At 62.9% G+C, this 23948-nt stretch carries 32 protein-coding genes; 19 read left to right on the top strand and 13 right to left on the bottom strand.

Annotated elements, in window-relative coordinates:
* Positions 1-6 precede the first annotated feature (6 nt).
* Positions 7-201 (bottom strand): DUF1192 domain-containing protein, encoded by a 195-nt coding sequence (locus NKI79_RS24035; RefSeq protein WP_352805056.1) that lies wholly within the window; start codon positions 199-201, stop codon positions 7-9.
* A 124-nt stretch (positions 202-325) separates the two neighbouring features.
* Here NKI79_RS24035 and NKI79_RS24030 point away from each other — a divergent pair, with 124 nt between their 5' ends.
* The 3 genes from NKI79_RS24030 to NKI79_RS24020 all read left to right on the top strand — a co-directional run bounded on the left by NKI79_RS24030 (position 326) and on the right by NKI79_RS24020 (position 2647).
* Positions 326-1336, top strand: a complete 1011-nt coding sequence (locus NKI79_RS24030; RefSeq protein WP_352805053.1) for an NAD(P)H-quinone oxidoreductase — start codon at positions 326-328, stop codon at positions 1334-1336.
* A 132-nt stretch (positions 1337-1468) separates the two neighbouring features.
* Complete coding sequence (locus NKI79_RS24025) at positions 1469-1609, top strand: DUF1127 domain-containing protein (protein ID WP_023720976.1); 141 nt, start codon at positions 1469-1471, stop codon at positions 1607-1609.
* Between the two features lie 342 nt (positions 1610-1951).
* Complete coding sequence (locus tag NKI79_RS24020) at positions 1952-2647, top strand: DUF1013 domain-containing protein (protein WP_254816540.1); 696 nt, start codon at positions 1952-1954, stop codon at positions 2645-2647.
* Positions 2648-2754: 107 nt separating this feature from the next.
* On the opposite strand, the gene NKI79_RS24015 is transcribed toward NKI79_RS24020, so the two are convergent.
* The 3 genes from NKI79_RS24015 to NKI79_RS24005 form a co-directional block, all read right to left on the bottom strand.
* A complete protein-coding gene (locus tag NKI79_RS24015; RefSeq protein ID WP_254816539.1) occupies positions 2755-3474 on the bottom strand; it encodes a helix-turn-helix transcriptional regulator in 720 nt (239 codons plus the stop codon).
* A gap of 18 nt (positions 3475-3492) precedes the next feature.
* Positions 3493-3894 (bottom strand): hypothetical protein, encoded by a 402-nt coding sequence (locus tag NKI79_RS24010; RefSeq protein ID WP_352805050.1) that lies wholly within the window; start codon positions 3892-3894, stop codon positions 3493-3495.
* Positions 3895-4035: 141 nt separating this feature from the next.
* Complete coding sequence (locus tag NKI79_RS24005) at positions 4036-4203, bottom strand: hypothetical protein (RefSeq protein ID WP_254816537.1); 168 nt, start codon at positions 4201-4203, stop codon at positions 4036-4038.
* Between the two features lie 203 nt (positions 4204-4406).
* On the opposite strand from NKI79_RS24005, the gene NKI79_RS24000 reads away from it, so the two are divergent.
* Positions 4407-4568 carry a hypothetical protein gene (locus NKI79_RS24000; protein WP_008873884.1) on the top strand — a complete coding sequence of 54 codons (162 nt, stop codon included), beginning with the start codon at positions 4407-4409 and terminating at the stop codon, positions 4566-4568.
* Positions 4569-4682: 114 nt separating this feature from the next.
* Here the strand turns inward: NKI79_RS24000 and NKI79_RS23995 are convergent, their stop codons facing one another.
* The 7 genes from NKI79_RS23995 to NKI79_RS23965 all read right to left on the bottom strand — a co-directional run bounded on the left by NKI79_RS23995 (position 4683) and on the right by NKI79_RS23965 (position 11413).
* The gene (locus tag NKI79_RS23995; RefSeq protein WP_352476166.1) at positions 4683-5414 is read right to left on the bottom strand and encodes an SGNH/GDSL hydrolase family protein; all 732 of its coding nucleotides are present in this window, start codon (positions 5412-5414) and stop codon (positions 4683-4685) included.
* Positions 5415-5500: 86 nt separating this feature from the next.
* Positions 5501-6238 (bottom strand): DUF899 domain-containing protein, encoded by a 738-nt coding sequence (locus tag NKI79_RS23990; protein WP_254816535.1) that lies wholly within the window; start codon positions 6236-6238, stop codon positions 5501-5503.
* A gap of 151 nt (positions 6239-6389) precedes the next feature.
* Positions 6390-7415, bottom strand: coding sequence for a class I fructose-bisphosphate aldolase (locus NKI79_RS23985; protein WP_352476164.1), 1026 nt, complete (start codon positions 7413-7415; stop codon positions 6390-6392).
* Between the two features lie 140 nt (positions 7416-7555).
* Entirely contained in the window at positions 7556-8752 is a 1197-nt protein-coding gene (locus NKI79_RS23980; RefSeq protein WP_352476163.1) for a phosphoglycerate kinase, read from the bottom strand.
* A 161-nt stretch (positions 8753-8913) separates the two neighbouring features.
* Positions 8914-9768 (bottom strand): lytic transglycosylase domain-containing protein, encoded by an 855-nt coding sequence (locus tag NKI79_RS23975; protein ID WP_352805046.1) that lies wholly within the window; start codon positions 9766-9768, stop codon positions 8914-8916.
* 4 nt (positions 9769-9772) lie between these two features.
* Positions 9773-11026, bottom strand: a complete 1254-nt coding sequence (ispG, locus tag NKI79_RS23970; protein WP_352801750.1) for a flavodoxin-dependent (E)-4-hydroxy-3-methylbut-2-enyl-diphosphate synthase — start codon at positions 11024-11026, stop codon at positions 9773-9775.
* Positions 11027-11233: 207 nt separating this feature from the next.
* A complete protein-coding gene (locus tag NKI79_RS23965; protein ID WP_254816530.1) occupies positions 11234-11413 on the bottom strand; it encodes a YdcH family protein in 180 nt (59 codons plus the stop codon).
* 239 nt (positions 11414-11652) lie between these two features.
* On the opposite strand from NKI79_RS23965, the gene NKI79_RS23960 reads away from it, so the two are divergent.
* Positions 11653-11856: a YdcH family protein gene (locus NKI79_RS23960; RefSeq protein ID WP_023678480.1), complete on the top strand. Its 204-nt coding sequence runs from the start codon at positions 11653-11655 to the stop codon at positions 11854-11856.
* 32 nt (positions 11857-11888) lie between these two features.
* On the opposite strand, the gene NKI79_RS23955 is transcribed toward NKI79_RS23960, so the two are convergent.
* Positions 11889-12692: an IclR family transcriptional regulator gene (locus tag NKI79_RS23955; RefSeq protein ID WP_352805043.1), complete on the bottom strand. Its 804-nt coding sequence runs from the start codon at positions 12690-12692 to the stop codon at positions 11889-11891.
* 128 nt (positions 12693-12820) lie between these two features.
* On the opposite strand from NKI79_RS23955, the gene NKI79_RS23950 reads away from it, so the two are divergent.
* The 12 genes from NKI79_RS23950 to NKI79_RS23895 all read left to right on the top strand — a co-directional run bounded on the left by NKI79_RS23950 (position 12821) and on the right by NKI79_RS23895 (position 22190).
* Positions 12821-13702: a transporter substrate-binding protein gene (locus NKI79_RS23950; protein ID WP_254816528.1), complete on the top strand. Its 882-nt coding sequence runs from the start codon at positions 12821-12823 to the stop codon at positions 13700-13702.
* A 68-nt stretch (positions 13703-13770) separates the two neighbouring features.
* Positions 13771-14436, top strand: a complete 666-nt coding sequence (locus NKI79_RS23945; RefSeq protein ID WP_352714346.1) for an amino acid ABC transporter permease — start codon at positions 13771-13773, stop codon at positions 14434-14436.
* A 1-nt stretch (position 14437) separates the two neighbouring features.
* The gene (locus NKI79_RS23940; RefSeq protein ID WP_254816526.1) at positions 14438-15088 is read left to right on the top strand and encodes an amino acid ABC transporter permease; all 651 of its coding nucleotides are present in this window, start codon (positions 14438-14440) and stop codon (positions 15086-15088) included.
* Positions 15089-15092: 4 nt separating this feature from the next.
* On the top strand, positions 15093-15887 hold the full coding sequence (locus NKI79_RS23935) for an amino acid ABC transporter ATP-binding protein (protein ID WP_254816525.1): 795 nt from the start codon (positions 15093-15095) through the stop codon (positions 15885-15887).
* Positions 15888-15921: 34 nt separating this feature from the next.
* Positions 15922-16380 (top strand): RidA family protein, encoded by a 459-nt coding sequence (locus NKI79_RS23930; RefSeq protein ID WP_352504994.1) that lies wholly within the window; start codon positions 15922-15924, stop codon positions 16378-16380.
* A 26-nt stretch (positions 16381-16406) separates the two neighbouring features.
* Positions 16407-17612 (top strand): aminotransferase class V-fold PLP-dependent enzyme, encoded by a 1206-nt coding sequence (locus NKI79_RS23925; protein ID WP_352801744.1) that lies wholly within the window; start codon positions 16407-16409, stop codon positions 17610-17612.
* Positions 17613-17778: 166 nt separating this feature from the next.
* Positions 17779-18726 (top strand): metallophosphoesterase family protein, encoded by a 948-nt coding sequence (locus tag NKI79_RS23920; RefSeq protein ID WP_352801742.1) that lies wholly within the window; start codon positions 17779-17781, stop codon positions 18724-18726.
* An 11-nt stretch (positions 18727-18737) separates the two neighbouring features.
* Positions 18738-19085, top strand: coding sequence for a cupredoxin domain-containing protein (locus NKI79_RS23915; RefSeq protein WP_302893660.1), 348 nt, complete (start codon positions 18738-18740; stop codon positions 19083-19085).
* Between the two features lie 25 nt (positions 19086-19110).
* Entirely contained in the window at positions 19111-19671 is a 561-nt protein-coding gene (locus NKI79_RS23910) for a sigma-70 family RNA polymerase sigma factor (RefSeq protein ID WP_352896487.1), read from the top strand.
* Positions 19668-20495 carry an anti-sigma factor family protein gene (locus NKI79_RS23905; protein WP_352805037.1) on the top strand — a complete coding sequence of 276 codons (828 nt, stop codon included), beginning with the start codon at positions 19668-19670 and terminating at the stop codon, positions 20493-20495. Before NKI79_RS23910 ends, NKI79_RS23905 begins: the two co-directional genes overlap by 4 nt.
* 124 nt (positions 20496-20619) lie before the next feature.
* On the top strand, positions 20620-21117 hold the full coding sequence (gene purE / locus NKI79_RS23900; protein WP_352504988.1) for a 5-(carboxyamino)imidazole ribonucleotide mutase: 498 nt from the start codon (positions 20620-20622) through the stop codon (positions 21115-21117).
* Positions 21114-22190 (top strand): 5-(carboxyamino)imidazole ribonucleotide synthase, encoded by a 1077-nt coding sequence (locus NKI79_RS23895; protein ID WP_352805034.1) that lies wholly within the window; start codon positions 21114-21116, stop codon positions 22188-22190. Before purE ends, NKI79_RS23895 begins: the two co-directional genes overlap by 4 nt.
* 90 nt (positions 22191-22280) lie before the next feature.
* Here the strand turns inward: NKI79_RS23895 and NKI79_RS23890 are convergent, their stop codons facing one another.
* Positions 22281-22703: a lysozyme inhibitor LprI family protein gene (locus NKI79_RS23890; protein WP_254816518.1), complete on the bottom strand. Its 423-nt coding sequence runs from the start codon at positions 22701-22703 to the stop codon at positions 22281-22283.
* Positions 22704-22938: 235 nt separating this feature from the next.
* Here NKI79_RS23890 and ykgO point away from each other — a divergent pair, with 235 nt between their 5' ends.
* Positions 22939-23064, top strand: coding sequence for a type B 50S ribosomal protein L36 (gene ykgO / locus NKI79_RS23885; RefSeq protein ID WP_006203764.1), 126 nt, complete (start codon positions 22939-22941; stop codon positions 23062-23064).
* Positions 23065-23158: 94 nt separating this feature from the next.
* Positions 23159-23758 (top strand): tetratricopeptide repeat protein, encoded by a 600-nt coding sequence (locus NKI79_RS23880; RefSeq protein WP_352805031.1) that lies wholly within the window; start codon positions 23159-23161, stop codon positions 23756-23758.
* The last annotated feature ends 190 nt before the right edge of the window (positions 23759-23948 follow it).

The following is a 23948-nucleotide window of genomic DNA, read 5'->3' as shown; positions in this document are numbered from 1 at the left end:
GCCGCACTATCCGCGGCGAAACAGCGCCTCTGCCGCCGACTTGGTGGAGTCCTTGGTCTTGAGCTCGGCTTCCAGCCGGGCGATCTCGTCGCGCAGGATGCCGATCCGCTCGGACAATTCATCGACGGAAAGCAGCGACAGATCCTGCCCGATCTCGTGCGGGCGCGCTTTCTTCTTGGGTTCGTCGTCGAAGATCGCCATCGTCGCTCCTCCGTGATTGCCCATTTGCCTGATTTGCCAATGAGCATACATAGGGCAGGGGTATGGATGCAAATGGCCGGCAACAGCTGGCACGAGAAACCGGCGAAGCACGACGGGAAAATTCATGGCGAACGCACAGAAAATTCCGGCGAAGATGATGGCGATCGCCATATCGGAACCGGGCGGGCCGCGGGTGCTGAAACCGGAAACCCGCGACGTACCGGTTGCCGGTTCCGGTGAGATCCTGATCCGGGTGCGGGCCGCCGGCGTCAACCGGCCGGACGTGCAGCAGCGCAAGGGCGCCTATCCGCCACCGCCGGGAGCGTCAGATCTGCCGGGCCTGGAAGCAGCAGGCGAAGTCGCTGCCCTTGGTGACGAGATATCGCGCTGGCGCGTCGGCGACCGGGTGTGTGCGCTGACGGCGGGCGGCGGCTATGCCGAATATGTCAGAGTGCACGCCGGCAGCGTGCTGCCGCTGCCCGCCGGCTTTACCTACACCGAAGCGGCGGCGCTGCCGGAAAACTACTTCACCGTTTGGCACAATGTCTTCGAGCGCGGCAGCCTGAAGAGCGGCGAGACGCTGCTCGTGCATGGAGGCTCGTCGGGTATCGGCACGACGGCGATCCAGCTTGCTGCCGCTTTCGGCGCCTATGTCATCACCACCGCCGGGAGCAAGGAGAAATGCGACGCCTGCCTCAAGCTCGGCGCCGACCGGGCGATCAACTACCGCGAGGAGGACTTCGTCGCCGCAGTCAAGGAGGCAACCGGCGGCAAGGGCGCCAATGTCATCCTCGACATGGTCGGCGGCGACTATGTGGCGCGGAACTATGAGGCTGCAGCCATAGAAGGCCGCATCGTCCAGATCGCGACGCAGGGCGGAGCGGTGGCGAGCGCCGATTTCTTCAAGATCATGGCAAAGCGGCTCGTGCACACGGGATCGCTGCTCAGGCCACGCACCGTGGAGTTCAAGGGGGCAGTCGCGGCGGCACTGGAGGCGCAGGTTTGGCCGCTGCTCGGCACGCGCAAGGTTGCGCCGGTGATGGACACGATCTTCCCGCTCAAGGAAGCCTGGCGGGCGCATGAGCGGATGGAGGAGGGTGAGCACATCGGCAAGATTGTGCTCGATGTCGCCTGACGACCGGCAAACAGGCTGAACGAAAGCTTAATGGTGCAATGCAACAAACGCATTGCGGCCATGCAAAAGCGTCTGTTCAATTTTTCATCGCCGATGCCTACTTACGCGGCATCGAAACGATGGAGGACTACCATGAACCCGATCCGCGCTTTCCGTAACTGGCGCATGTACAACGAAACCGTGCGCGAACTGAACCGGCTGAACGCTCGTCAGCTCAACGACCTCGGCATCAACCGCGGCGACATCGAGAGAATCGCCCGCCAAGGGCTTTGATCTCGAGCACGATCCCGCCCGAAGACCGGGCGTTGCTTTTCCGTAACGCCGACCCGCGGTTCGGGATCAAGCCTTAGAAGCCAGAGCCGCAGCAGACGGATTTCCGTCGCCGGTTCCGAGCCCGCCCGACCTTGGTCTGGCGGGCTTTGTCTTTTTGAAGCTTTCGACTGCATGGCGTCATCTGCCGATCCCGTCGCGGTCTGCCGGCCGTCCTTGACACGCGCCTCCCAAAAACATTGCGAAACGGCGAGCGAGCGGTTATATAGACCGCGATTTTCCCATTTTGGTGGCTCTAAACCACCGCCCGCGCGGGAACGCGGGCGAACGAGAAGGATTTTTGTGATGGCCAATACGCTGCTGATGCCAAAGGCGACCGCCGTCTGGCTGGTTGACAACACAGCGCTCTCCTTCGAGCAGATCGCGCAGTTCTGCGGACTGCATCCGCTTGAGGTCAAGGCGATCGCCGACGGCGAGTCGGCGCAAGGCATCAAGGGCATGGACCCGATCATGACCGGCCAGCTAACTCGCGACGAGATTGCGCGCGCCGAGAAGGACCCGAACCACCGACTGAAGCTCTCCGATCCCAAGGTGCGTGTGCCGGAATCCAAGCGCAAGGGTCCGCGCTACACGCCGCTGTCGAAGCGCCAGGACCGGCCCAACGCCATCCTCTGGCTGGTGCGCAACCATCCCGAGCTCAAGGATGCGCAGATTGCCCGCCTTGTCGGCACGACGAAGTCGACGATCGACCAGATCCGCGACAGAAAGCACTGGAACTCCGCCAATCTCCAGCCGATGGATCCAGTGACGCTCGGCCTGACGTCGCAGATCGACCTCGATATGGAAATCAACCGCGCCTCGCGCGGCCGTGAGCAGGCGCAGCCGGTCGGCGATACGCTGCTGCCGGCCGCCTTGACCGAACGACTGGTGCCGGCGCCGGAAAAGCCGAAAGACGAGGACCAGGAACTCGACGCCAACGCCGTCTTCGCCAAGCTTTCGGCGCTAAAGTCGAAGGACAAGGATGCCGACGAAGAGGAGTAGGCATCTCGCATCCAAAACAAAACGCCCGCTTTCAAGCCGGCCGAATCGGCGGGGTTTGTCAGCGGTCTGAGACCGCTTTCAAGCGGGCTTTTTTGTGATCTTCCGTGTCAGCTCCGCGCCGCCCGGTCCGGCGCCATGCCGTAATCCTCGCTGCGCTCCACCGCGCGATAGAAATCGGCGAGCTGCTTGCCGCGCTCCGGCTTGAAGGTGCGGCCGGCGATGACCACCGAGGCGATGCGGTCAATGCGGAAAGCGCGGAAATCGCTGCGCATCTCGCACCAGGCGACCAAGGTCCACACCTTGCCCCAGAACCACAGGCCGAGCGGGCGGATGTCGCGCGCGGTGCTGCGGCCGGCCTCATCCGAATAGTCGATGGTCAGCACCTGACGTTTCTCGATGGACCGCTCGATCAGGTCGATGGCTTCGCGGGCGGCATCGCTTACCACCCACATCGGCGTGTGGATCTCGGTACGGGCGATGCGGTCCTTTTCGGCGTCGGGCAACACGGCGCCTATCTTGACCAGCGCCTCGTCGGCGGCTCGTGCCATGGCCGCGCCGCCAAAAGCGCGCACCATGCGGGCGCCGGCGACCAGCGCGACGATCTCGTCACGCGTGAACATCAGCGGCGGAAGGTCGAAACCCTCCCTCATCATGTAGCCGACACCGGCCTCGCCGTCGATCGGCACGCCGGTCGACTGCAGGTCGGCGATGTCGCGATAGATCGTCCGCTCGGAAACCTCGAGCCACGTGCCCAGCTTCTGGGCAGTGACCAGACGGCCACCACGCAGATGCTGCACGATCTGGAAGAGCCTGTCGGCGCGGCGCATCGTATGGACCCTCGGCGTCTATCGTTCCAGCCCTTCGCGCTTGCGCTGCGCGGCGACGAAGGCCGCGCCGAAGGACAGTTTCCTCGTTGTCGGCAAGCTTGCGTCGAGCACCCGCCAGAACGGCGCAATGTCGCTCAGCGCCATGCCACGCTCAAGATCCTCGTTGGCGGCCTCGGCGACAGTGCGCAGATGATAGCCGATGGTGACCGGACATGTCACCTCGGCACCGTGCTCGATGGCGAGAACGGTGCGCAAAGCGCGGATATCCATGCCTCCGGGGATGGAGCGGATGAATGCATCGACCTGGCGAGCTGTAGGAACCAGCATCGGCTGCCCTTCGACGACGTCGCCGATGGTGCGTGGCGACGGTTTTATGCCGTTGATGCCAGGCATGTTCAGCCTGTCGCTCCAGCTTTTCATCGATCGTCCTCTCAGCCATCCGTCTCCGGCGGCCATCGCACTATGGCACGAGCCTCCTGACACCATACTGTCAGGAGGCTTCAGCATGCTCATTTCAGCTCGTCGCCAGGTTGCATCCAAACGCCACCCAGAAAGCTTGCCTTAATTGCCGCCATTGCGGCGGTCGCCATACATGTCCGGCCAACCAATATCCTTGCGGATGTCCGCCGGCAGGGTATTCATGAACCGCTGGGTGCGGATCTCATTGCGCATCGTCCGGATCTTGCCGACATAGTGCTGCACGCTACGCAGAATGGTAAAACCGTTCATGGCTGGTCTCCTCTCTTTCGATGCAGGCACTATCGCACACCCCTGCTGACAGCAGTCTGTCAGGAGGGTGCGTCTCTCCTGACCGGCGTTTTGATTTGTCGACCGAAGTGATCAGGCAGTGCTGAAAAGAGGCCTGCCACACTGGAAAGACGGCGATCGCGGAGCCGCTTTGACAGCCAGCCGCGATGCTGATCAAAGGCGGCATGTCGAAACTTCTCGCGCTCGTCATCATCGCCATGATGGTCATCCAGCTCATCAAGCCGCTCGGCTGGCCCGGGCTGAAGCGGCGCAGCGATTTCTGGAAGCTGGCGCTGCTGGCGATGGCGGCGATTTCGATTACGGCGGTGCTCGGGCACTGGACGTGATGCATGTCGCGCAAAGTGTGCAGCGGTTTTGCGACAACGACATGCATAGAAACAGGACCTGAAGCACGTCGGATGAGGCCAGTCGAACGCGACGCGCTTTGGTGCCGGCGGCCGCTACGCGACGCCCGGTTCGTTGCCGAGCACCAGGCTGACCAGATGTTCCGCCCAGGCTCGATAGCCGGCTTCCGAAGCATGAAAGCCATCCGATGCGAAGCCGGCATCAGCATCGGTGATCGGCAGGCGGGGCGCCGGTATGGCGCCACGCTCGAGGCAAAGGCGCGCGCCCATCCGGTTCATTTCGACGGCACGGATTTCGAGAATCTTGCCGAGCAGCGGCGGCATTGCCGGCGCCCGGGTGAACTCAAGCACCGGCGACCACACGACGCGCGCCTCCGGCCATTTGGCGCGCAGCGCGTAAAGCAGGCCGCCAAACTCGCGCTTGAACCGCGGTACCGAATGAAAATTCTTGGTGTCGTTGGTGCCGATCGCCAGCACGATATGCGTCCACGGATCGGCCGATAGGTTGGGCAGCACATGATCGCGGATCTGGCCGGAGGTTGCCGAGTTGAAGCCGGCTGCCCGCCAGCGCACGATGCGGCCGGTGCGTTGCGCAATCAGAACGGCCAGTTGCGCGGCCAATCCGTTTTCGGAATTGCCGATGCCTACCGAGGCGGCGGAGGAATCGCCAAGCACCAGAACCGAGATTGCTGGCGTCAGGCCAGATATCTCGTGCATGACCGGACCTTGTGCCGGCAGCATGCGGGTGGTGCGGCGACGCACGCCAAGTCCTTGCCAGACATAGACCGGAAAGGCGAACCAGGTGAGAAGGGTCGGAAAGCGCCGCATGGCAAGTCCCTTTTAGGGCATAGCGAACAGCACTTAGCGCATGTTGCATTGGAGGTGAACGACCTTACAGTGACACCCTTGTCGCCTCAATGGCAGCAGTCATGTGTCCCGGATTGATCTTCGTACTCGTCATGCAGCCGCACCCAGTCGACGAGGCTATGATGCGGGCCGGTTTCGTTGCGACCCTTCGGCGTCAGGTCGAGATAATGATAGGCGCCGATCAGCGGATCGCCGCCTCGGGAGCGCAAGACGAAGGTCAGGAAGATGTCGCCCTTCTCGTCGCGATAGAACACGCTGGCGCCGGGAAGGTCTTTCGAGTTTCGCGCACGCCGCTCGAAATTGTAGGTCGTATCGCCGGCCGCGATCTGCTTGTCCGTGAATGACACCTGCATATCGAAGTTGAAGTCCGAGGCGTAGGACGACACCCAGTCGAATTTCCAGCCCATACGCTGCTTGTAGGGCAGCAATTCGGCCAATGGCGCCCGCGCTACCACGACAAGTGAGACATCGTGGTGCCTGAGATGCTGGTTGGCGCCGTCGATATGATCGGCAAGGAATGAGCAGCCTTCGCAGCGATAATCGGCGCCCGGCCCGAACATGAAATGGTAGACGATCAGCTGGCTGTTGCCGCCAAACAGGTCGGGCAGTTTCTTTGGCCCTTGCTCGGTCTCGAAGACGTAGTCCTTGCGGATCTTCAGCCACGGCAATTCGCGGCGTTCGGCGGCGACACGATCGCGAAAGCGCGTCAATTCCTTTTCGCGCGCCAGATGCGCCTTGTGCGCCTGAAACCAGTCTTCCTGCGAAACGATCTTGTTGTTTGGCATAGGTCTGCTCCTCTTTTCACGGAGGACGTTCGGCAGCGAGCAATACCGACACCCGGCTGCATTTCAGTTGCAAGAAATTGCAGCCCTTGCTGCTTTCAAACAAAAACCCGGGCACGTGGCCCGGGTCGGGAGAAACGCAAGATGTCTTCGGTCAGGCGGCTTGCTCAAGCTTCGGCTGCCATTGTCCAAGCGCCGCCAGATGGTTCATGTGGGCGCGATGGGCGAAGGCGGCCTGCGCGGCGGCGACGTTCGCTGCCTTGCCGCCCCAGGCCTTCTGCGGAGCGGCCTGCAAGGCGCGGCCATAGGAGAAGGTCAGCTTCCACGGATGCGGGCCGACGGCGTTGATGGCATTGAGGTTGGCGGTCGCCTCCTCGTCCGATTGTCCGCCCGAAAGGAAGGCGATGCCTCCAATCGCCGCCGGCACCGTCTCGCGGAACAGTTTTATGGTCCTTTCGGCAACTTCCTCGGGGCTGCTGACCTTGCCCGATTTCTTGCCGGCAAGGACCATGTTCGGTTTCAGGATGGTGCCTTCGAGCGCGACGCGGGCCGCATAGAGCTCGGTGTACAACTTTGTCAGTGTCGCCTTGCTGATCTCGTAGCACGTGTCGATGTCGTGGGCGCCGTCCATCAGCACCTCCGGCTCGACGATTGGCACGATGCCGGCTTCCTGGCAAAGCGCGGCGTAACGGGCGAGCGCATGGGCGTTCGAGCCGATCGAGGTGGCGGAAGGCACGCCCTTGGAGACATCGATGTCGATCACCGCGCGCCATTTGGCAAAGCGGGCGCCGAGCTTGTAATAGTCGGCGAGGCGTTCGCGCAGGCCGTCCAGGCCTTCGGTGATGGTATCGCCGGGAAAGCCGGCCAGGGGCTTGGCACCGGCGTCGACCTTGATGCCGGGGATGGCGCCTGATGCCTTGATGATGTCGACCAGCGGCGTGCCGTCGGCCGCCTTCTGGTGGATGGTCTCGTCATAGAGGATGACGCCGGAAATGTATTTGGTCATTGCCTCGCTGGCGCGGAACATCATCTCGCGATAGTCGCGCCGGCTGTCGGCGGTCGACTCGACGCCGATGACGTCGAAGCGTTTCTTGATGGTGCCGGAGCTTTCGTCGGCCGCCAGCAAGCCTTTGCCATCGGCCACCATCGCGGCGGCAATGTCCTCGAGACGTTCGCTCATCGTGCTTCTCCTGAAAGAATTGATCCGTGCCCAGCAGACCACCAGAGCAACGCAGGTTCAAGTCGAACCATTTCGTCAAACGAGCGCGAATCGATTGAAAGTCGCGGGCGCACTCTTTCGCGCTGCTCTTGCGGTCGCGCTCAGCGCTTCAAGACGTCGACGCCGGGCAACGGCTTGCCTTCCATCCATTCGAGGAAAGCGCCGCCGGCCGTCGATACATAAGTAAAATCATCGCTGACGCCGGCATGGTTGAGCGCCGCCACCGTGTCGCCGCCGCCAGCGACCGAGACCAGTCTGCCGGCCTTGGTGCGCGCTGCCGCGTGCTTGGCCGTCGCCACCGTTGCGTGGTCGAATGGCTCGATTTCGAAAGCGCCGAGCGGCCCGTTCCAGACCAGCGTCGCGGCGCGGTCGATCCATTCGGCAATGGTCTTCACGGTTTTCGCGCCGACATCGAGGATCATGCCGTCGGCCGGCACGTCTGCTATGGCGACGGTCTCGTTGGCGGCGCCGGCCCTGAACTCCCTGGCGACGACGCCGTCGGCGGGCAGGATGATGGCGCAGCCGGCCTCGGCCGCCTCGATCATGATCTGCTTGGCGGTGGTCGCGAGATCATGCTCGCACAAGGATTTCCCGACGTCGGTGCCGCGCGCCGCTAGAAACGTATTGGCCATGCCGCCGCCGATGACCAGCGCGTCGACCTTCTTCACCAGGTTCATCAACAGGTCGATCTTGGTCGAGACTTTGGCGCCGCCGACGATGGCGACAACCGGACGGACTGGATTGCCAAGCCCCTTTTCCAGCGCATCGAGTTCGGCCTGCATGGTGCGCCCAGCGAAGGCCGGCAGCACATGCGCCAACCCTTCTGTCGACGAATGGGCACGGTGCGCAGCAGAGAAGGCGTCGTTCACGAAGATGTCGCCGTTAGCGGCGAGCTTTTCGGTGAAGGCCGGGTCGTTCTTCTCCTCGCCCTTGTGGAAGCGGGTGTTCTCGAGCAGCAGCACGTCGCCGCCGTTCATGGCAGCAACGGCATTTGCGGCCTTGTCGCCGATGCAGTCGGCGGCAAAGCCGACGGGGCGGCTGAGCACGTCCGCCGTCGCCCTGGCAATCGGCTCGAGCGAGAATTCGGGCACCGGTCCATCCTTGGGCCGGCCGAAATGGGCAAGCAGGATGACCTTGGCGCCCTTGCCGGAAAGCTCGGCGATGGTCGGTGCAATGCGCTCGATACGGGTGGTGTCGGTGACCTTGCCCTGGGTGACGGGGACGTTGAGGTCGACACGCACCAGCACACGCTTGCCGCTGATATTGCCGATGTCGTCCAGTGTCTTGAAGCCGGCCATGCTGATCCCTTTCGCGAAAAATCGCGGGGACCTTACCCCGCATCGACGACGATGCAAGACCTGGTTAACGGTTCACCAAAAATATGATTCACGTGTCGAGGACGAAGTGCCCACGGGGAGCAAGATGGCAGCAATGGCGCGAAAACGCACCGACATATGGCTTACCGATTGCGCACCACGATGCATGCGCCGCCCACGCTGTGCAGTTTCTGGCAAATATCGTCGGCCTTGGCTTTGGTGTCGGCGCCGATCCGCACCGCATAGATGCCGCGCCTGCCGATCGGTGTGCGCACCCGGCTGACCACCGGATCGCGACCGCTGAGCAAGGCTGGAAACCTGCGCTTGACGTTGCTCCACTGATTGAGCGCCGCGGCGCGACGGAAATTGCCGGCCACCTGCACGCCCCACGGCTCGATGTTGATCGACGACATCGGCACGGTTCTGGACATGATCACCGGCAGCTCGCGGCAAGCGGCAGCGAAAGTCGCCTTCTTGTCGAGCGGCCGGATGACGCCGGCGTAGGCGGCATCGGTGAACCTGTCGGCCGGCTCGCCCATGACGTCCAGGACGTAGCTTTCGGTCTCCATCGGGAGGAATCCGCCGGAATTCAGCCAGCGCGTCACCCGGCTCTCGCCGGCATTGTATGCAGCTGCGGCGAGGCCCAGATTGCCAAAGCCGGTCTTCATTTCGGCGAGATATTTTGCCGAGGCCGGGATAGCCTGCTCGATATCGAACGAATTGGCGAGCCCGCGCATCTTGGCGGTACCCGGCATGAATTGGGCGATACCCTCCGCGCCGACGGGGCTGACCGCGTTGGGATCGAAACGACTCTCCTTCCAGATCAGCCGGGCAAAGAAATCCCGGGGCAGGCCGTTCTGGTCGGCATGCGTCTCGATAAGATCGCAAACTCGATCGATCAGCTTCTGCTTGGCGGGCCGCGGCGGATCGGCCTGGACGGCCGCCGCCCAGCCCAGCCCGGAAATGACAACCAGCGTCGCCCCAAGCAAACGCCGCATCGAACTACTCCGCCGCGGCTTTGCCGTGTTGCCCAAACCGCCGTTCGATGTAGTCGGAAACCATTTTCTCGAAATCCGCGGCGATCGACGGGCCGCGCAGGGTCGCCGCCTTCTTGCCGTCGACGAACACCGGGGCGGTCGGCGTCTCACCGGTGCCGGGCAGCGAAATGCCGATATCGGCGTGTTTGGATTCGCCCGGACCGTTGACGATGCAACCCATCACCGCGACCTTGAGGTTCTCGACGCCGGGATATTGTTCGCGCCACACCGGCATGTTCTTGCGCAGGTCGGCCTGGATGTTCTGGGCAAGCTCCTGGAACACGGTCGAGGTTGTGCGCCCGCAGCCCGGGCAGGCGGCAACGATCGGCACGAACTGCCGGAAGCCCATGGTCTGCAACAGCTCCTGCGACACCTGCACCTCGCGCGTGCGGTCGCCGTTTGGCTCCGGCGTCAGCGAGATGCGGATGGTGTCGCCAATGCCCTGCTGAAGCAGGATGCCCATGGCCGCGGACGAGGCGACGATGCCTTTCGAGCCCATGCCCGCCTCCGTCAGGCCGAGGTGCAGCGCATGGTCGGAACGGGTGGCAAGCTCGGTGTAGACGGCGATCAGATCCTGCACGCCGCTGACCTTGGCCGACAGGATGATTTTCTCGCGGGCAAGGCCGATCTCTTCAGCCATTTCGGCCGACAGGATTGCCGACCGCACGATTGCCTCGCGCGTCACTTCCTGGGCGGTCAGCGGAAAGCCCTGGGCCTGGTTGTCGTCCATCAGCCGGGTCAGCAGCTCCTGGTCGAGCGAACCCCAATTGACGCCGATGCGTACCGGTTTGTCGTATCGGATCGCCATCTCGACGATCGCGGCGAACTGCCGGTCTTTCTTGTCCTTGAAGCCGACATTGCCGGGATTGATGCGGTATTTGGCCAGTGCCTCGGCGCAGGCCGGGTGGTCGGCCAGGAGCTTGTGGCCGATATAGTGGAAATCGCCGACCAGCGGCACGTCGATGCCGAGTCGTTCCAGCCGCTCGCGGATGGCCGGCACGGCGGCAGCGCTTTCGTCGCGATCGACGGTTATGCGCACGATCTCGGAGCCGGCGCGATGCAGCGCCGCCACCTGTGCGACCGTCTGATCGACATCGGCCGTGTCGGTGTTGGTCATTGACTGGACGACGACCGGCGCGCCGCCGCCGACAATCACGCCGCCGACATCGACACCGATCGACCTGCGGCGTGGGAAGGGTGAGGAAAAATACCCGGTCATGCCGGCTGCCTTTAATCTTGAAGGTCCGGGCATGAGGTGGAGGAGCAAAGATGGCTTGTCAATGGCGACTGGCGCGCAGGCCTAGCAAATCGGAAATGACAAGACGGCAGCTTGCCGCAAATCCACATGCATTTCCGGCAGCATAGCGATATGCCACCGGAAAGAGACGCGCGCCGGGCGGCGCGCGCTTCTAGTCCTGGAAGGGCTTCAGTGCGTCGTCGGTTTCGCCTTCAGTTTTTCAATCTCGTCCTTGAGCGCCAGCTTGCGCCGCTTGAGATTCACGATTTCGAGGTCGTCTACCGATGGATGCGCCATCGCATCGTCGATTTCCCGTTCGATGTCGCCGTGTTTCCGCTGCAGCTCATCAAGATGGGATGCAAGAGACATGATTGGTTCTCCCTTTCATGGTTTCCTCGATTGCAGCCGCCAAGGCACGTCCACCGCAGGCTCGCTTCTGTGACGGCATAATGACAGTGTGCCACCATCGAGCACCGATGTCGAATGCTGCGTGGTAGCATTCCACGACAATGTGAAATGTGGTATGGGCTGCGCGCCGGTGCAAGAAGGCCCCGGTCCCGCCCAATCAGGCCCAGTGTTTGGGCGCCGCAGACGTGCAGACGGTAAAAATGTCCGATCAGGAACAGGCGGATATCCGCCTCGAATATTCCCGGCTGAAGCAGGAACACGCCGATTTCGACGCGGCCATCAATGCGATGATCGCCATGAATTGCGACCCGCTGCAGATCCAGCGCATGAAGAAAAAGAAGCTTTTCCTGAAGGACAGGCTGATGGCGCTGGAAGACAAGATCATTCCAGACATTATTGCTTGAACGAACGCCGGCGCCGGCCTGCTGGAAAAGCGCTATGCCGCGATCGAAAGCCGTGCGGCGCGCTCGCGCAACAGCGCTATCAGGTCATCGGTCTTTTCGGTCGAGGTATCGATGGGAACCACCAGGCACATCGTCGCCTCGACCCTGCCCGGCGCGGAAAAGACCGGCGCGGCCAGGCATTTCGTGTAGGCATCGACAAGGCCGGAGGTGACGCAGTAGCCGGCCGACTTGGCGACGGCGATGTCGGCTATGAAATCGTCGAGCCGCAACCTGCGGCCGTCCGGCAGCACGAGATCGTCTTCCGAGACCATATCCTCGATCGCCGCCCTGTCGAACCCGGCGAGGAGCAGCCGCCCGGAAGCTGTCCAGGGAAGCGGTATTTGCAGACCCGTCGCCGAACTGATCCTGAATGGCCTCGTTCCCGGACTTGAATGGACGATGGTGTAGCGGCCGCTTTGCAGCATGCACAGCTCCGAGGTCTCGCCGGTCTCGCGCGACAGATGGTCGACTTCCTGGCGCCCTCGCCTGAGCAGGTCGTTGCCCCGCACATAGTCCATTCCGTAGAGATAAAGCTTCTTTCCGAAATAGACCCGATTGCCGTCTCCAGCCATCTCAAGCAGGCCTGCGTCGACCAGCGAGCGCACCAGCGTATAAGTCGTCGAACGCGGCGCGTTCACTCCTTTGGCAAGATCGCCAACGCCGATCGCGCGCTGGTTAGTGTGGAGAAACTCCAAAATCTGGAGAACCCGGTTGAGACCCTTCTCCCGAGAGCCTGAGGTCTTGTCTTCGTCCAGTCCGACGTCCGGTCGAGCGGCCAATGCATTGCCATCTTGCATTATCGATCCCTGATGTTAATCTGTCTTGTACAGAGTACAGGCGTCTCTTGTAAGAGACAATTACATCAGTTGCAACCGATGCCTGTATCGCTGGTCCAAAGGGGAACACAACACGAAAGGAGGTCGCCGTGAACGACACATCCAAAAGGCGTGAATTTCTGAAACTGGGAATGGCCGGGCTTGCAACGGCCGGAGTTATGAGCGCCGCTACCGCGGTCGACGTTCAGAAAGCGGCGGCCCAGGCAGCGCCGGACAGCCTGCTGCGCACCGTCCTCGAGCGCGGCAAGGTGATCGTCGGCACCGGCAGTACCAATGCGCCCTGGCATTTCGAGAACGACGCCGGCGAACTGGTGGGCATGGACATCACCATGGGTCGCATTCTCGCCAAGGGGCTTTTCGACGACCCGACCAAAGTCGAATTCGTCATGCAGGATCCGGCTCAGCGCATTCCGAACGTGACCACCAACAAGGTCGACATCACCATCCAGTTCATGACCATGACCGCCCAGCGCTCGCAGCTGATCCACTTCTCCAGACCCTACTACGTCGAAGGCATCGCCTTGCTGACCCTTCCGAACGCCGAAAACAAGACCTTCGACAAGCTGCTTGCCGCCGGTTCGGCGACCCGGATTTCCATCCTGCAAAACGTCGATGCCGAGGCAAATGTGCATATCGTCCTGCCGGAGTCGCAGGTGATGCAGATAGACACGCAGGCCAACGTGCTGCAGGCCCTGGAATCGAAGCGCGTCGACGCTGCCGCGGTCGATCTGTCAACGGTCCGCTGGCTCGCCTCGCGCAATCCGGACAAATACTTCGATGCCGGCAAGAGCTGGTTCTCGATGCTTTATGGCGCCGCACTGCGGCAGGGCGACCTCGACTGGCTGACCTTCGTCAACCAGACCTTCACCATCGCCATGTTCGGCCATGAAACGGCACTCTACGACGCTGCGTTCAAGGATTATTTCGGACAGGAGCCGCCGGCCCGCCATCCCGGTTTCCCGGTCATCTGATGCAAGCAGGCGGAAGGACAAACGTGCTTCCGCCCCCCTCTCATCACAGCCCTCTATGACGGGGATGCATGGGTTATACCCTCAACTTCAACCTGATCTGGCGGCATTTCGACAAGCTCTGGGGCGGACTGCTGTTAAGCCTCGAACTGGCCGTCATCTCGATCGCGATCGGCATCGTCATCGGGCTCGTTCTGGCGGTCTGGTACGTATCGGCCGGACGTGCGGTGCGGACCATCATCGCGGGCTATGTCGAGTTCATCCGCAACGTGCCGCTGATCCTGCTCGTCTATCTGGTCTTCTACGGCCTGCCGACGGTGGTCGACATTGCCTACAGTGCGCAAACCTCATTTATTGCCACGCTATCGCTCTACAGCGGCGCCTACCTGGTCGAGGTGTTTCGCTCGGGGCTCGAGGCGGTGCCGCGCGGACAGCTCGACGCCGGCAAGGCAATCGGCCTGACGCCATGGCAAAGGCTGCTCCACGTGCGCCTGCCGACGATGCTGCGCATAACCCTGCCGGCGCTTTCCAACACATTCATATCGCTCTTCAAGGACACGTCCGTGGCATCGGTCATCTCGGTACCCGAGCTCACCTACGGCGCCCAGTGGATCAACTTCAACACGTTCCGCATTGTCGAGGTCTATCTGGTGGTGACGGCGATGTACCTGTTGACCGGCTATGCACTGCTTTTCGCGTTGCGGCTGGTCGAGCGCCGGTTCAAGGCGGCGCGCTGAGATGCTGAGCCAGATCATTTACGCCTTGCCGTTCCTCGCCGAAGGCTTTGCCGTGACCTTGTGGGTGTCGCTGCTGGTCGTGGTGCTATCGCTCATCGCCGGCGTGCTGATGGGCGTCGGCCTTGTCTACGGTCCGGCTCCGCTGCGCTGGGCAGTGCGCATCTTCAGCGACACCATACGCGGCATTCCGATCCTGGTGCTGATCTTCTTCGTCTATTACGGCCTGCCCGCGGTGGGGCTGCATCTGGAATCCTTTTGGGCGGCCGTACTCGCCCTCACCCTGTTCAAGACCGCACAGGTGGTCGAATATCTGAGGGGCGCCGTCGGCTCGATTCCCAAGGGTCAGTCCGAGGCGGCGATGGCGATCGGACTGACCTTTCGCCAGCGGCTGGCCTACGTCATTTTTCCGCAGGCGTTCAGACGCTTCCTGCCACCCTGGATAAATGGCGTGACCGACGCGGTGAAGGGCAGCGCGCTGGTCTCGCTGCTCGGCATCACCGACCTGATGCAGGCAATCAACCAGGTCATCGGCCGCACCTATGAGGCGATGCCGCTCTACATTCTCGGTGCGCTCGTCTACTTCGCCGTCAACTACGCCCTCTCCTTGGCCAGCCGGCGGCTGGAGCAGCGTTTCTCATTCATCCGGGAATAGCAAGATGTCCAATGCCCCGCACCAGAATCCGGCACTTCTCGATGTCTCCGAGGTTTCCAAAGCCTTTGGATCCGTCGAGGTCCTGCGCTCCGTCAGTCTCAAGGTGACACGCGGCGAGGTGGTGACTGTCATCGGCCCTTCCGGCAGCGGCAAGACCACGCTGCTGCGCTGCGTCAACTTCCTAGAGAGCTACGACAGCGGCTCGATCCGTATCGATGGCAAGGAGGTCGGCTATCGCGAGACGGGAACACGCCAGCGACGCAGCGAGCGCGACCTGGCGGCGATGCGAGCCGAGACCGGAATGGTGTTCCAGAGCTTCAATCTGTTTCCGCATTTGACTGCCGCCGGCAACATCATGCTTGGCCTGCGCAAGGTGCGCGGCAAGAGCAATGCCGAGGCCCGCACCATTGCCGAGCACTGGCTCGGCCGGGTCGGCCTCGCCCACAAGGCCGATAGCCTGCCGGCCGAGTTGTCCGGCGGCCAGCAGCAGCGCGTCGGCATCGCCCGCGCCGTGGCGATGGAGCCGAAGATACTGCTTCTCGACGAGATAACTTCGGCGCTCGACCCCGAACTGGTTGGCGAGGTGCTCGAGGTCGTTCGCAGCCTTGCCGAAGACGGCATGACGATGCTGATGGTCACGCATGAAATGGCTTTTGCACGCGATGCATCGAGCCGCATCGTTTTCATGGCGGACGGCGGCGTCAGCGCCGTCGGACCACCCGCCGAGATTCTGGCGGCGGGGTTCGACAATGAACGCCTTCGCAGCTTCCTGGCGCGATTTCGCGCCTCGCATTTTTGACATCGGACGGCGAAAGCTGTCGCAAGGAGCTTTTATGACGCCTTACATCCGGCTCGCGGAATTGGGCCTGACACTGCCCGAGCCGCCGAAGCCCATCGCCAACTTCGTCACCTATGCCGAGAGCGGACGGCTGATCTTCCTCTCCGGCCAGGGGCCGTTGCGCGCCGACGGCGCGCTCTGCACCGGCAAGGTCGGCGACGACGTCAGCGTTGAAGAGGCCTATGGGCATGCGCGTCTGACCGGCCTGAACCTGCTCGCGGTCATGCATGCGGCGGCCGGCGACCTCGGCCGCATCGTGCGCGTCGTCAAGCTGCTTGGCTTTGTCAATGCGACGCCGACATTCAGCGAGCACCCCAAGGTGGTGAATGGCTGTTCCGATCTTTTCGCCGCCGTCTTTGATAAGATCGGCGGACATGCCCGCTCGGCAATCGGTGTCGGCTCGCTGCCGGGCAACATCACAGTTGAAATCGAGGCGGTCGTCGAGATCGCCTGAAATCGTTCGAAACAGGATCTGCAGAGATGACGACCTATGCCGCTGACCGTTCCAACACGACAATCCGCGAACGGCTTGGCCTTCGCCCGATCATCAACGTTTCCGGTACGATGACGGCGCTCGGCGCTTCGATTATCGTGCCAGAAGCGATTGCCGCAATGTCGGAAATCGCCTCGCAATGGGTCGAGATGGACGATCTGCAGCGCGCCGCAAGTACTGTGATTGCACGCCTGACCGGCGGCGAGGCCGGCTTCATCACCGCGTGCTGCGCCAGCGGCATAACCATGGCGATTGCCGGCGCGATGACCGGAACCAGCCTTCTTGCGATCGAGCGGCTGCCGGACGACATTGAGGGCGTCAAGTCGGAGGTCATCGTCCAGCTCGGTCACATCGTCAATTACGGCGCGCCGATCGACCAGTCGATCCGGTTGGCCGGGGCGAAGACAATACCCGCCGGCACGGTCAGCGTGACGCAGGATTATCATGTGCGCGACGCGATCCGCGACCGCACCGCGGCCGGCCTCTACGTGGTTGCGCATCACACGGTGCAATACGGCATGCTTTCGCTCGAGGAGTTCTGCGAGATCTGCCACGCCAAGGGCGTGCCGGTGATCGTCGACGCCGCCTCCGAATACGACCTGCGCGGCTTTCTCGCACGCGGCGCCGACATCGTCGTCTATAGCGGGCACAAGTTCCTCAGCGGACCGACAAGCGGCATCGTGACGGGGCGCAAGGATCTGGTGCGGGCCGCCTATCTCCAGAATCGTGGCGTTGCGCGGGCGATGAAGGTCGGCAAGGAAAGCATTGCCGGCACCATGGCGGCCCTGGAAGCCTGGGAGCGGCGCGACCATGCCGGCATTCGCAAGCGGGAGGAAGCGGCTTTGCGTCTGTGGAAAGACGCATTGGATGGACTGCCCGGTATCGCCTCGCATATCATTCCCGATCCGACTGCCAATCCGCTCGACCGCCTGCAGGTGTTTGTTACGCCTGAAAGCAGGTTCACCGCCGCCGGCCTTGCCTCGGCGCTGGCCGCGGGCTCGCCCCCTATCATCGTGCGCAACCACGAGGTCGAGCGCGGTCACTTCTTCCTCGACCCATGCAATCTTCATCCCGGCGAGGCGGAGATCGTCGCCGAAAGCCTGCGGGCGGTGCTGAGTGCTGCCGATCGGCCCGCGGATGCGATGAAACCCGCTCGCAAGCAGTCCGCCGGGGCCTTGCGCTGGCCGGACTAGACATCGCCAGAACGTGGTCGAGCCAGTGCCTTCCAGCGCCGGCTTGGCATCGGGCCATTACGCCATCACGGCACTGTGAATGACTTTTTGGTCGTCGGGCGGAATAAACCACCCCGCCCATTGGTCTCCCAAGCAGACGCCATTTCCGGCGTTGCAGGAGACCGGTATGACCCACCACCACGACAATGAAGCTGACGGCATCAGCCGCCGTCATGCACTGGAATGCATGATCTGGGCCGGCACGGGAGTGCTGTGGACGATTTCGGCCGGCGTGCCGGTTTCGCTCAGCCTGCTCGGCGCGGCGCAAGCCGCAGAAGCCTTGGCCACCGGCTTCACTTTCCTCCAGATCTCCGACAGCCACATCGGCTTCGACAAGGCTGCCAACCCGCACGCCATCGACACGCTGAAGGAGGCCATCGGCAAGATCCAGGCGTTGCCGCAAAAGCCCGCTTTCATGATCCACACCGGCGACATCACCCATTTGTCGAAAGTCGCGCAGTTCGACAACGCTGCCCAGATCATCGGCGGCGCAGGCTTCGACGTACATTATGTGCCCGGTGAGCACGACCTGATCGATGACGGCAATGGCCAGGCCTATCTCGACCGCTACGGCAAAGGCACCAAGGGCGCCGGCTGGTATTCGTTCGACCAGAACGGCGTCCATTTCATCGGGCTGGTCAACGTCGTCAACCTGAAGGCTGGAGGGCTGGGCAATCTCGGCGCCGACCAGTTGGCATGGTTGGCCGATGATCTGAAGGCGGTCACCGCCTCGACGCCAATCGTCGTCTTTGCCCACATCCCGCTATGGGCTGTTTATCCCGAATGGGGCTGGGGCACCGACGACGCGGCGCAGGCCTTGGCCCTGCTCAAGCGCTTCGGCTCTGTCACCGTACTCAACGGCCATATCCACCAGATCATGCAGAAGGTCGAAGGCAACGTTACCTTCCATACCGCGCGCTCGACCGCTTTCCCGCAACCGGCGCCGGGCACCGCAGCCTCACCCGGGCCTATGACGGTACCTGCCGGCCAGTTGCGCAGCCTGCTCGGCACGAGCAGCGTGACGCTCAAGCAAGGCGGGCAGGACCTCGCCATCATCGACAGCACGCTGGCTTGAGGAGAAATGCGATGATCCGCTTCCCATCCCGCGTCTTGGTCGTATCCCCTGTCCCGTTCGGTTTGGCGGCGATCCTGATAATGGTTGCCATGCCACTGAACGCAGCAGACCAGCCAATGGTCAAGATCGAGAACTTTGCCTTCACACCGGCGGTGCTGACGATAAAGCAGGGCACTACCGTGACCTTCGAGAATGACGACGACATCCCGCATCTGGTGGTCGCCAACGATGCCTCGTTTCGCTCCAAGGCGCTTGACACCGGTGACACATATGCCTTCACCTTCACCAAAGTGGGCGACTATGCCTATTTCTGCGGGCTTCACCCGCACATGCAGGGCAGGATCACCGTCGCTCCGTGAGGATTTTCGGAAGGTTCTGCCCGGGATGCCGGGCGATGCGACGGTGTTGAACCAAGAGGCCGCGACCGAGCGCTTTCGCGAGGTGGTTCTGCCCCATCTCGCGGATGCGCTTGCGCTTGCCCGCTGGCTGACGGGCAACGCAGCCGATGCGGAGGATGTGGTGCAGGAGGCCTGTTTGAAGGCGCATGCGGGCATCGCCGGCTATGCCGGCGGCAATGCGCGCGCCTGGCTGCTGGCGATCGTGCGCAACGCCTCTTACTCCTGGCTGGCGCGCAACCGGCCGCGCAGTATCGTCGCCGTCGGCGACCTGAGCGACCTCGATGACATGACGGCTGCATATGGCGCCGGCCTGCCGGATACGGATAATCCTGAGGCAAGCCTGATCGCCAAGGCCGACACGGCCGCGCTCGAGGCGGCGATCGCCGCGCTGCCGCACCAATTTCGCGAGACTGTGGTGCTGCGCGACGTCAACGGCCTCAGCTATCGCGAGATCGCGACGCTGCTTGGCGTGCCGCTAGGCACGGTGATGTCGCGGCTGGCGAGGGCGCGCGGTCTGCTGATATCCCAACTTGGGAGGGCGCTATGAGCGCGCACAACGATGGACTGCCCGATGACCCGGCGGGCGTGGCGCTGATGATCCATGCCTTGGTCGATGGCGAGCTCGACGCAGCAGCAGCATTGGCTGTCGAGCGACGCATCGCGGCCGACCCGGCGCTCGCCGCCGAGCATGCCCGCATCGTTGCGCTGCAGACGGTCGTCAGCGGGCTGCCGAGGCTCGATGTCCGTGAGGATTTCAAGGCTCGCATCGCTGCAATCGGGACAGCCGGTACGGAGAAGGCGCTGCCGGCGCCCGCCGCTCGAGTGCCGCCGGCACACAGAGCCGTGCACCGATTTGGCGCGTTCGACTGGCGCGCGCTGGCGGCGTCGATCGTCGTTACCGCCGTGCTGGCCAGCGGCGCGACGCAATGGATGATGCTGAGCAGGGCGCCCGACAGCTTTGGCGCCGCGGTCGCCAACGGCCACCGCCGCAGCCTGCTGGCAGCCAGCCCGGTGGACGTCGTCTCGTCGGACCGGCACACGGTCAAACCCTGGCTGGATGGCAGGGTCGGCCTGTCACCACCGGCACCTGATCTTGCCAGTGACGGCTTCGCGTTGCTCGGCGGCCGCGTCGAGGTGATCGCCGACCAGCCAGTGCCGGCACTGGTCTACAGGCACCGCGAGCACCTGATCACTCTCGTCGCCGCGCCCGAGGAAACCGGCTCGACAGCCGGACCGGTCGATCTTTCTGCTGGTGGCTTCTCGCTGGTCCACTGGAGCGACAGCGCCTTTTCCTACTGGGCGATTTCCGATACCGAACGGCCTGAACTTGACGACTTCGTCAACCGCTTCCGAGCAGCGGCCGCCCGATGACAGACCGCCCAAGTCCATGTGCGTAGCCACCCAGACGGCACAAGCGGCTTTGCCGTTTCCGGCCATCCTTGCGGCTCCCGTCGATTTCCGCTAATGCGCGCCTTTGCCGCCGGGGAGCAGAAGCTTGGACGATCACCGCGCCGACGTCGCCATCATCATGGGCAGCCAGTCCGACTGGGCGACGATGCGCCACGCCGCCGAAACGCTTGAGGCGCTTGGCATTTCGCACAAGCGGCTGATTGTCTCGGCCCACCGCACGCCCGACCGGCTCTATGAGTTCGCCAAGGGCGCCAAGGCGGCCGGCTACAAGGTGATCATCGCCGGTGCCGGGGGTGCGGCGCATCTGCCCGGCATGACGGCGGCGATGACGCCGCTGCCGGTGCTCGGCGTGCCGGTGGAATCAAAGACGCTGTCGGGCCAGGATTCGCTGCTATCAATCGTGCAGATGCCGGCCGGCATTCCGGTCGGCACTTTGGCCATCGGCAAGGCCGGCGCTGCCAACGCTGCCCTTCTCGCCGCCGCGGTGCTGGCGCTAAGCGACGAAAAGCTCGCCGCCCGGCTGGATAGCTGGCGCGCCGCGCAGACCGCCAAGGTGGCCGCCGAGCCCACGGACGCGCCGTGAGCCTGCCGGCGGGATCGAGCATCGGCATCATCGGCGGCGGCCAGCTCGGCCGCATGCTGGCGATGGCGGCGGCCCGCCTCGGCTATCGCATCGTCGTGCTGGAGCCGCAGCCGGATTGCCCGGCGGCACAGGTCGCCAACCGGCAGATCGTCGCCGCCTACGACGACGCGGCCGCGCTTGGTGAACTGGCTGCGGCCAGTGCCGTCGTTACTTATGAATTCGAGAACGTTCCGGTCGCGGCTGCCGCGGCACTTGCCTCTACGGTGCCGGTCTATCCGCCGGCACGCGCACTGGAAGTGGCGCAGGACCGGCTGGCGGAAAAGAAATTCCTCAACGGTATCGGCATACCGACCGCGGATTTCAGTCCCGTCGACAATGACGAGGAACTGACGGCTGCGCTGAAACAGTTCAACGGCAGCGGCATCTTGAAGACGCGCCGCATGGGCTATGACGGCAAGGGCCAGCGTGTCTTCCGCAACATGGAAACAGGCGGCTTTGCCGGCACTTGCGAGGCGATGGGCAACGTGCCGTTGATCCTGGAATCCTTCGTCACTTTCGAGCGCGAGATTTCGGTGATTGCCGCGCGCGGCAGCGACGGCTCGCTCGCCGCCTACGATCCAGCGTGGAATGTCCATCGCAACGGTATTCTGCACAGCTCGACGCTGCCGGCCGGAGTAAAATCCGAGACGGCTGCTGCGGCTCAAACGGCGGCGGCGGAGATCCTTGCAGCGCTCGACTATGTCGGCGTCATCGGCGTCGAATTCTTTGTCCTTGCCGACGGTTCGCTGTTGGTCAACGAGATAGCGCCGCGCGTCCACAATTCCGGTCACTGGACGGAGGCCGCCTGCACCATCTCGCAATTCGAGCAGCACATCCGCGCCGTCGCCGGCCTGCCGCTGGGAAGTCCCGCCCGGCAGTTCGACTGCGTCATGGAAAACCTGATCGGCGACGACATCCGGCGCGTTGCTGAGCTGCTCGCCGAGCCCGATCTGATGCTGCACCTCTATGGCAAGGCCGAGGCGCGGCCCGGCCGCAAGATGGGCCATTTTACGCGCGTGAGCCGCCGCAGCTAGAGCATGATCCCGAACCGAAGGTCCGCGCTAGCGAAAAGTGGAATCCGGTTCGGAAAAGATCGTGCTCAAACACAAAGTTAGAACCTACGCTTACTGGATGTCGCCGCTCTCGTCCTCGTCGGGGCTGGCGCAGCTCACATCGCCTTCTGCGCAGGTCGAATCGGCGGTGAGCTGCTTGGTGCGATCGTCGGTCAGCCGCGTCAGGCATTCCGATATCAGCATCGGATAGATCGAGCCGCCTTCGCTGTCCGCGGCGGAATAGAGGCATTCCGCGTCGCGAAAAGCGATCCAGGCGCGCTGCGCCGTCTGCAACAGCTTGCTGGCTTTTGCGTCACTTCCGCCGATGAGATCCTGGTAGGCCTTGTTGAGCTTGGCGTCGGCGGATTTGTAGTCCGCGTCGGCGCAGATGTTCATCATCTGCTGGCTGTCGTCATTGCGGTCGCATTCCTGCGCATGGGCAACAGAGCCTGCCGCGAGGACGACAAGACAGGCGGACACAAGAATTCGGCGCATGACGATCTCCAATTCGCAACCGCATCATTCCAGCCGTCGCAAGCCTGCGCAATGCCGCAAGGCGCCAGTGGCGGATATTTGATGATACGAAACGGTCCGTATCGTTTAGGCAACGCGCTTGCGGTTGACACGGGCAACGCTCCTCGTCTATGAGCCACGCACAGTTCAAAGGCGCGTCTGTGGGCGCGCCTTAATAGTTCGGCCCGTGACCGGGCCCAGACCGATGGGCAAGACCATGAAAATCAAGAATTCCCTCAAGGCGTTGAAGGCGCGTCACCGCGACAACCAGCTGGTTCGTCGCAAGGGCCGCATCTACATCATCAACAAGACCGCGCCGCGCTACAAGGCGCGCCAGGGTTGAGTTTTCGACGGAGGCTGCGCGCCTCCGTTCGCATGATACGACTCTCACGCTAAATTCAGTTTGACGATCCGGCGTCGGGGGCTAGATTCCCGCGATGCGGATTCTTTTTGCATTTTTCACGGCTTACCTCGTTTCCGGCGCTGTCTCGCTGCCGGCGTGGGCTGAAGATCCGACCACAACTCCGCCGACAGCACCTCCGGTCGTCAAGACGAAACAGGCGCGGCTCGATCAGCTGTTTGCCGATCTCAAGCGCGAACGCAATGAAAAGGCGGCCGAGCGCATCGCCGGACGCATCGGCAGCGAGTGGTCCCAGTCGGGCAGCGCCTCTATCGACCTGATGATGCAATGGTCGCAGAAGGCAATCGAAAACCAGAAATTCGATGTTGCACTCGATTTCCTTGATCAGGTGGTGACTTTGCAGCCGACCTATGCGGAAGGCTGGAACCGGCGCGCCACTGTTCATTTCATGATGAAGAACTACGGAAAATCGATGGCGGACATCGACCGCACCCTGCAGCTCGAACCACGCCATTTCGGCGCGCTTTCGGGCCTGGCTCAGATCATGGCCGAAACCGGCCACAAGCAGTCGGCACTTGAAGCCTGGCAGCGCGTTCTCGGCATCTACCCGATGATGCGCAGCGCCCAGGACCAGGTCGCCGCACTTTCCGAGGAGCTTGCCGGCGAAGGCATTTGATAGCGGTAAGGGAGTAGGGGAATAGGGGAGTAAGGCAGTATGTGAGTGGTGTAGATTGCACTGTGGAACGCACTCTGGAACACATGCCCCCTACTCCCCTACTCCCCTACTCCCCTACTCCCCTACTCCCCTACTCCCCTACTCCCCTACTCCCCTACTCCCCTACTCCCCTACTCCCCTACTCCCCTAC

Source organism: Mesorhizobium sp. M0340 (genome assembly GCF_040321535.1).
In the GTDB taxonomy this organism is placed as follows: domain Bacteria; phylum Pseudomonadota; class Alphaproteobacteria; order Rhizobiales; family Rhizobiaceae; genus Mesorhizobium.
Note: the sequence above shows the minus strand (reverse complement) of the source record. Positions and strands in the feature narration are given on the sequence as shown.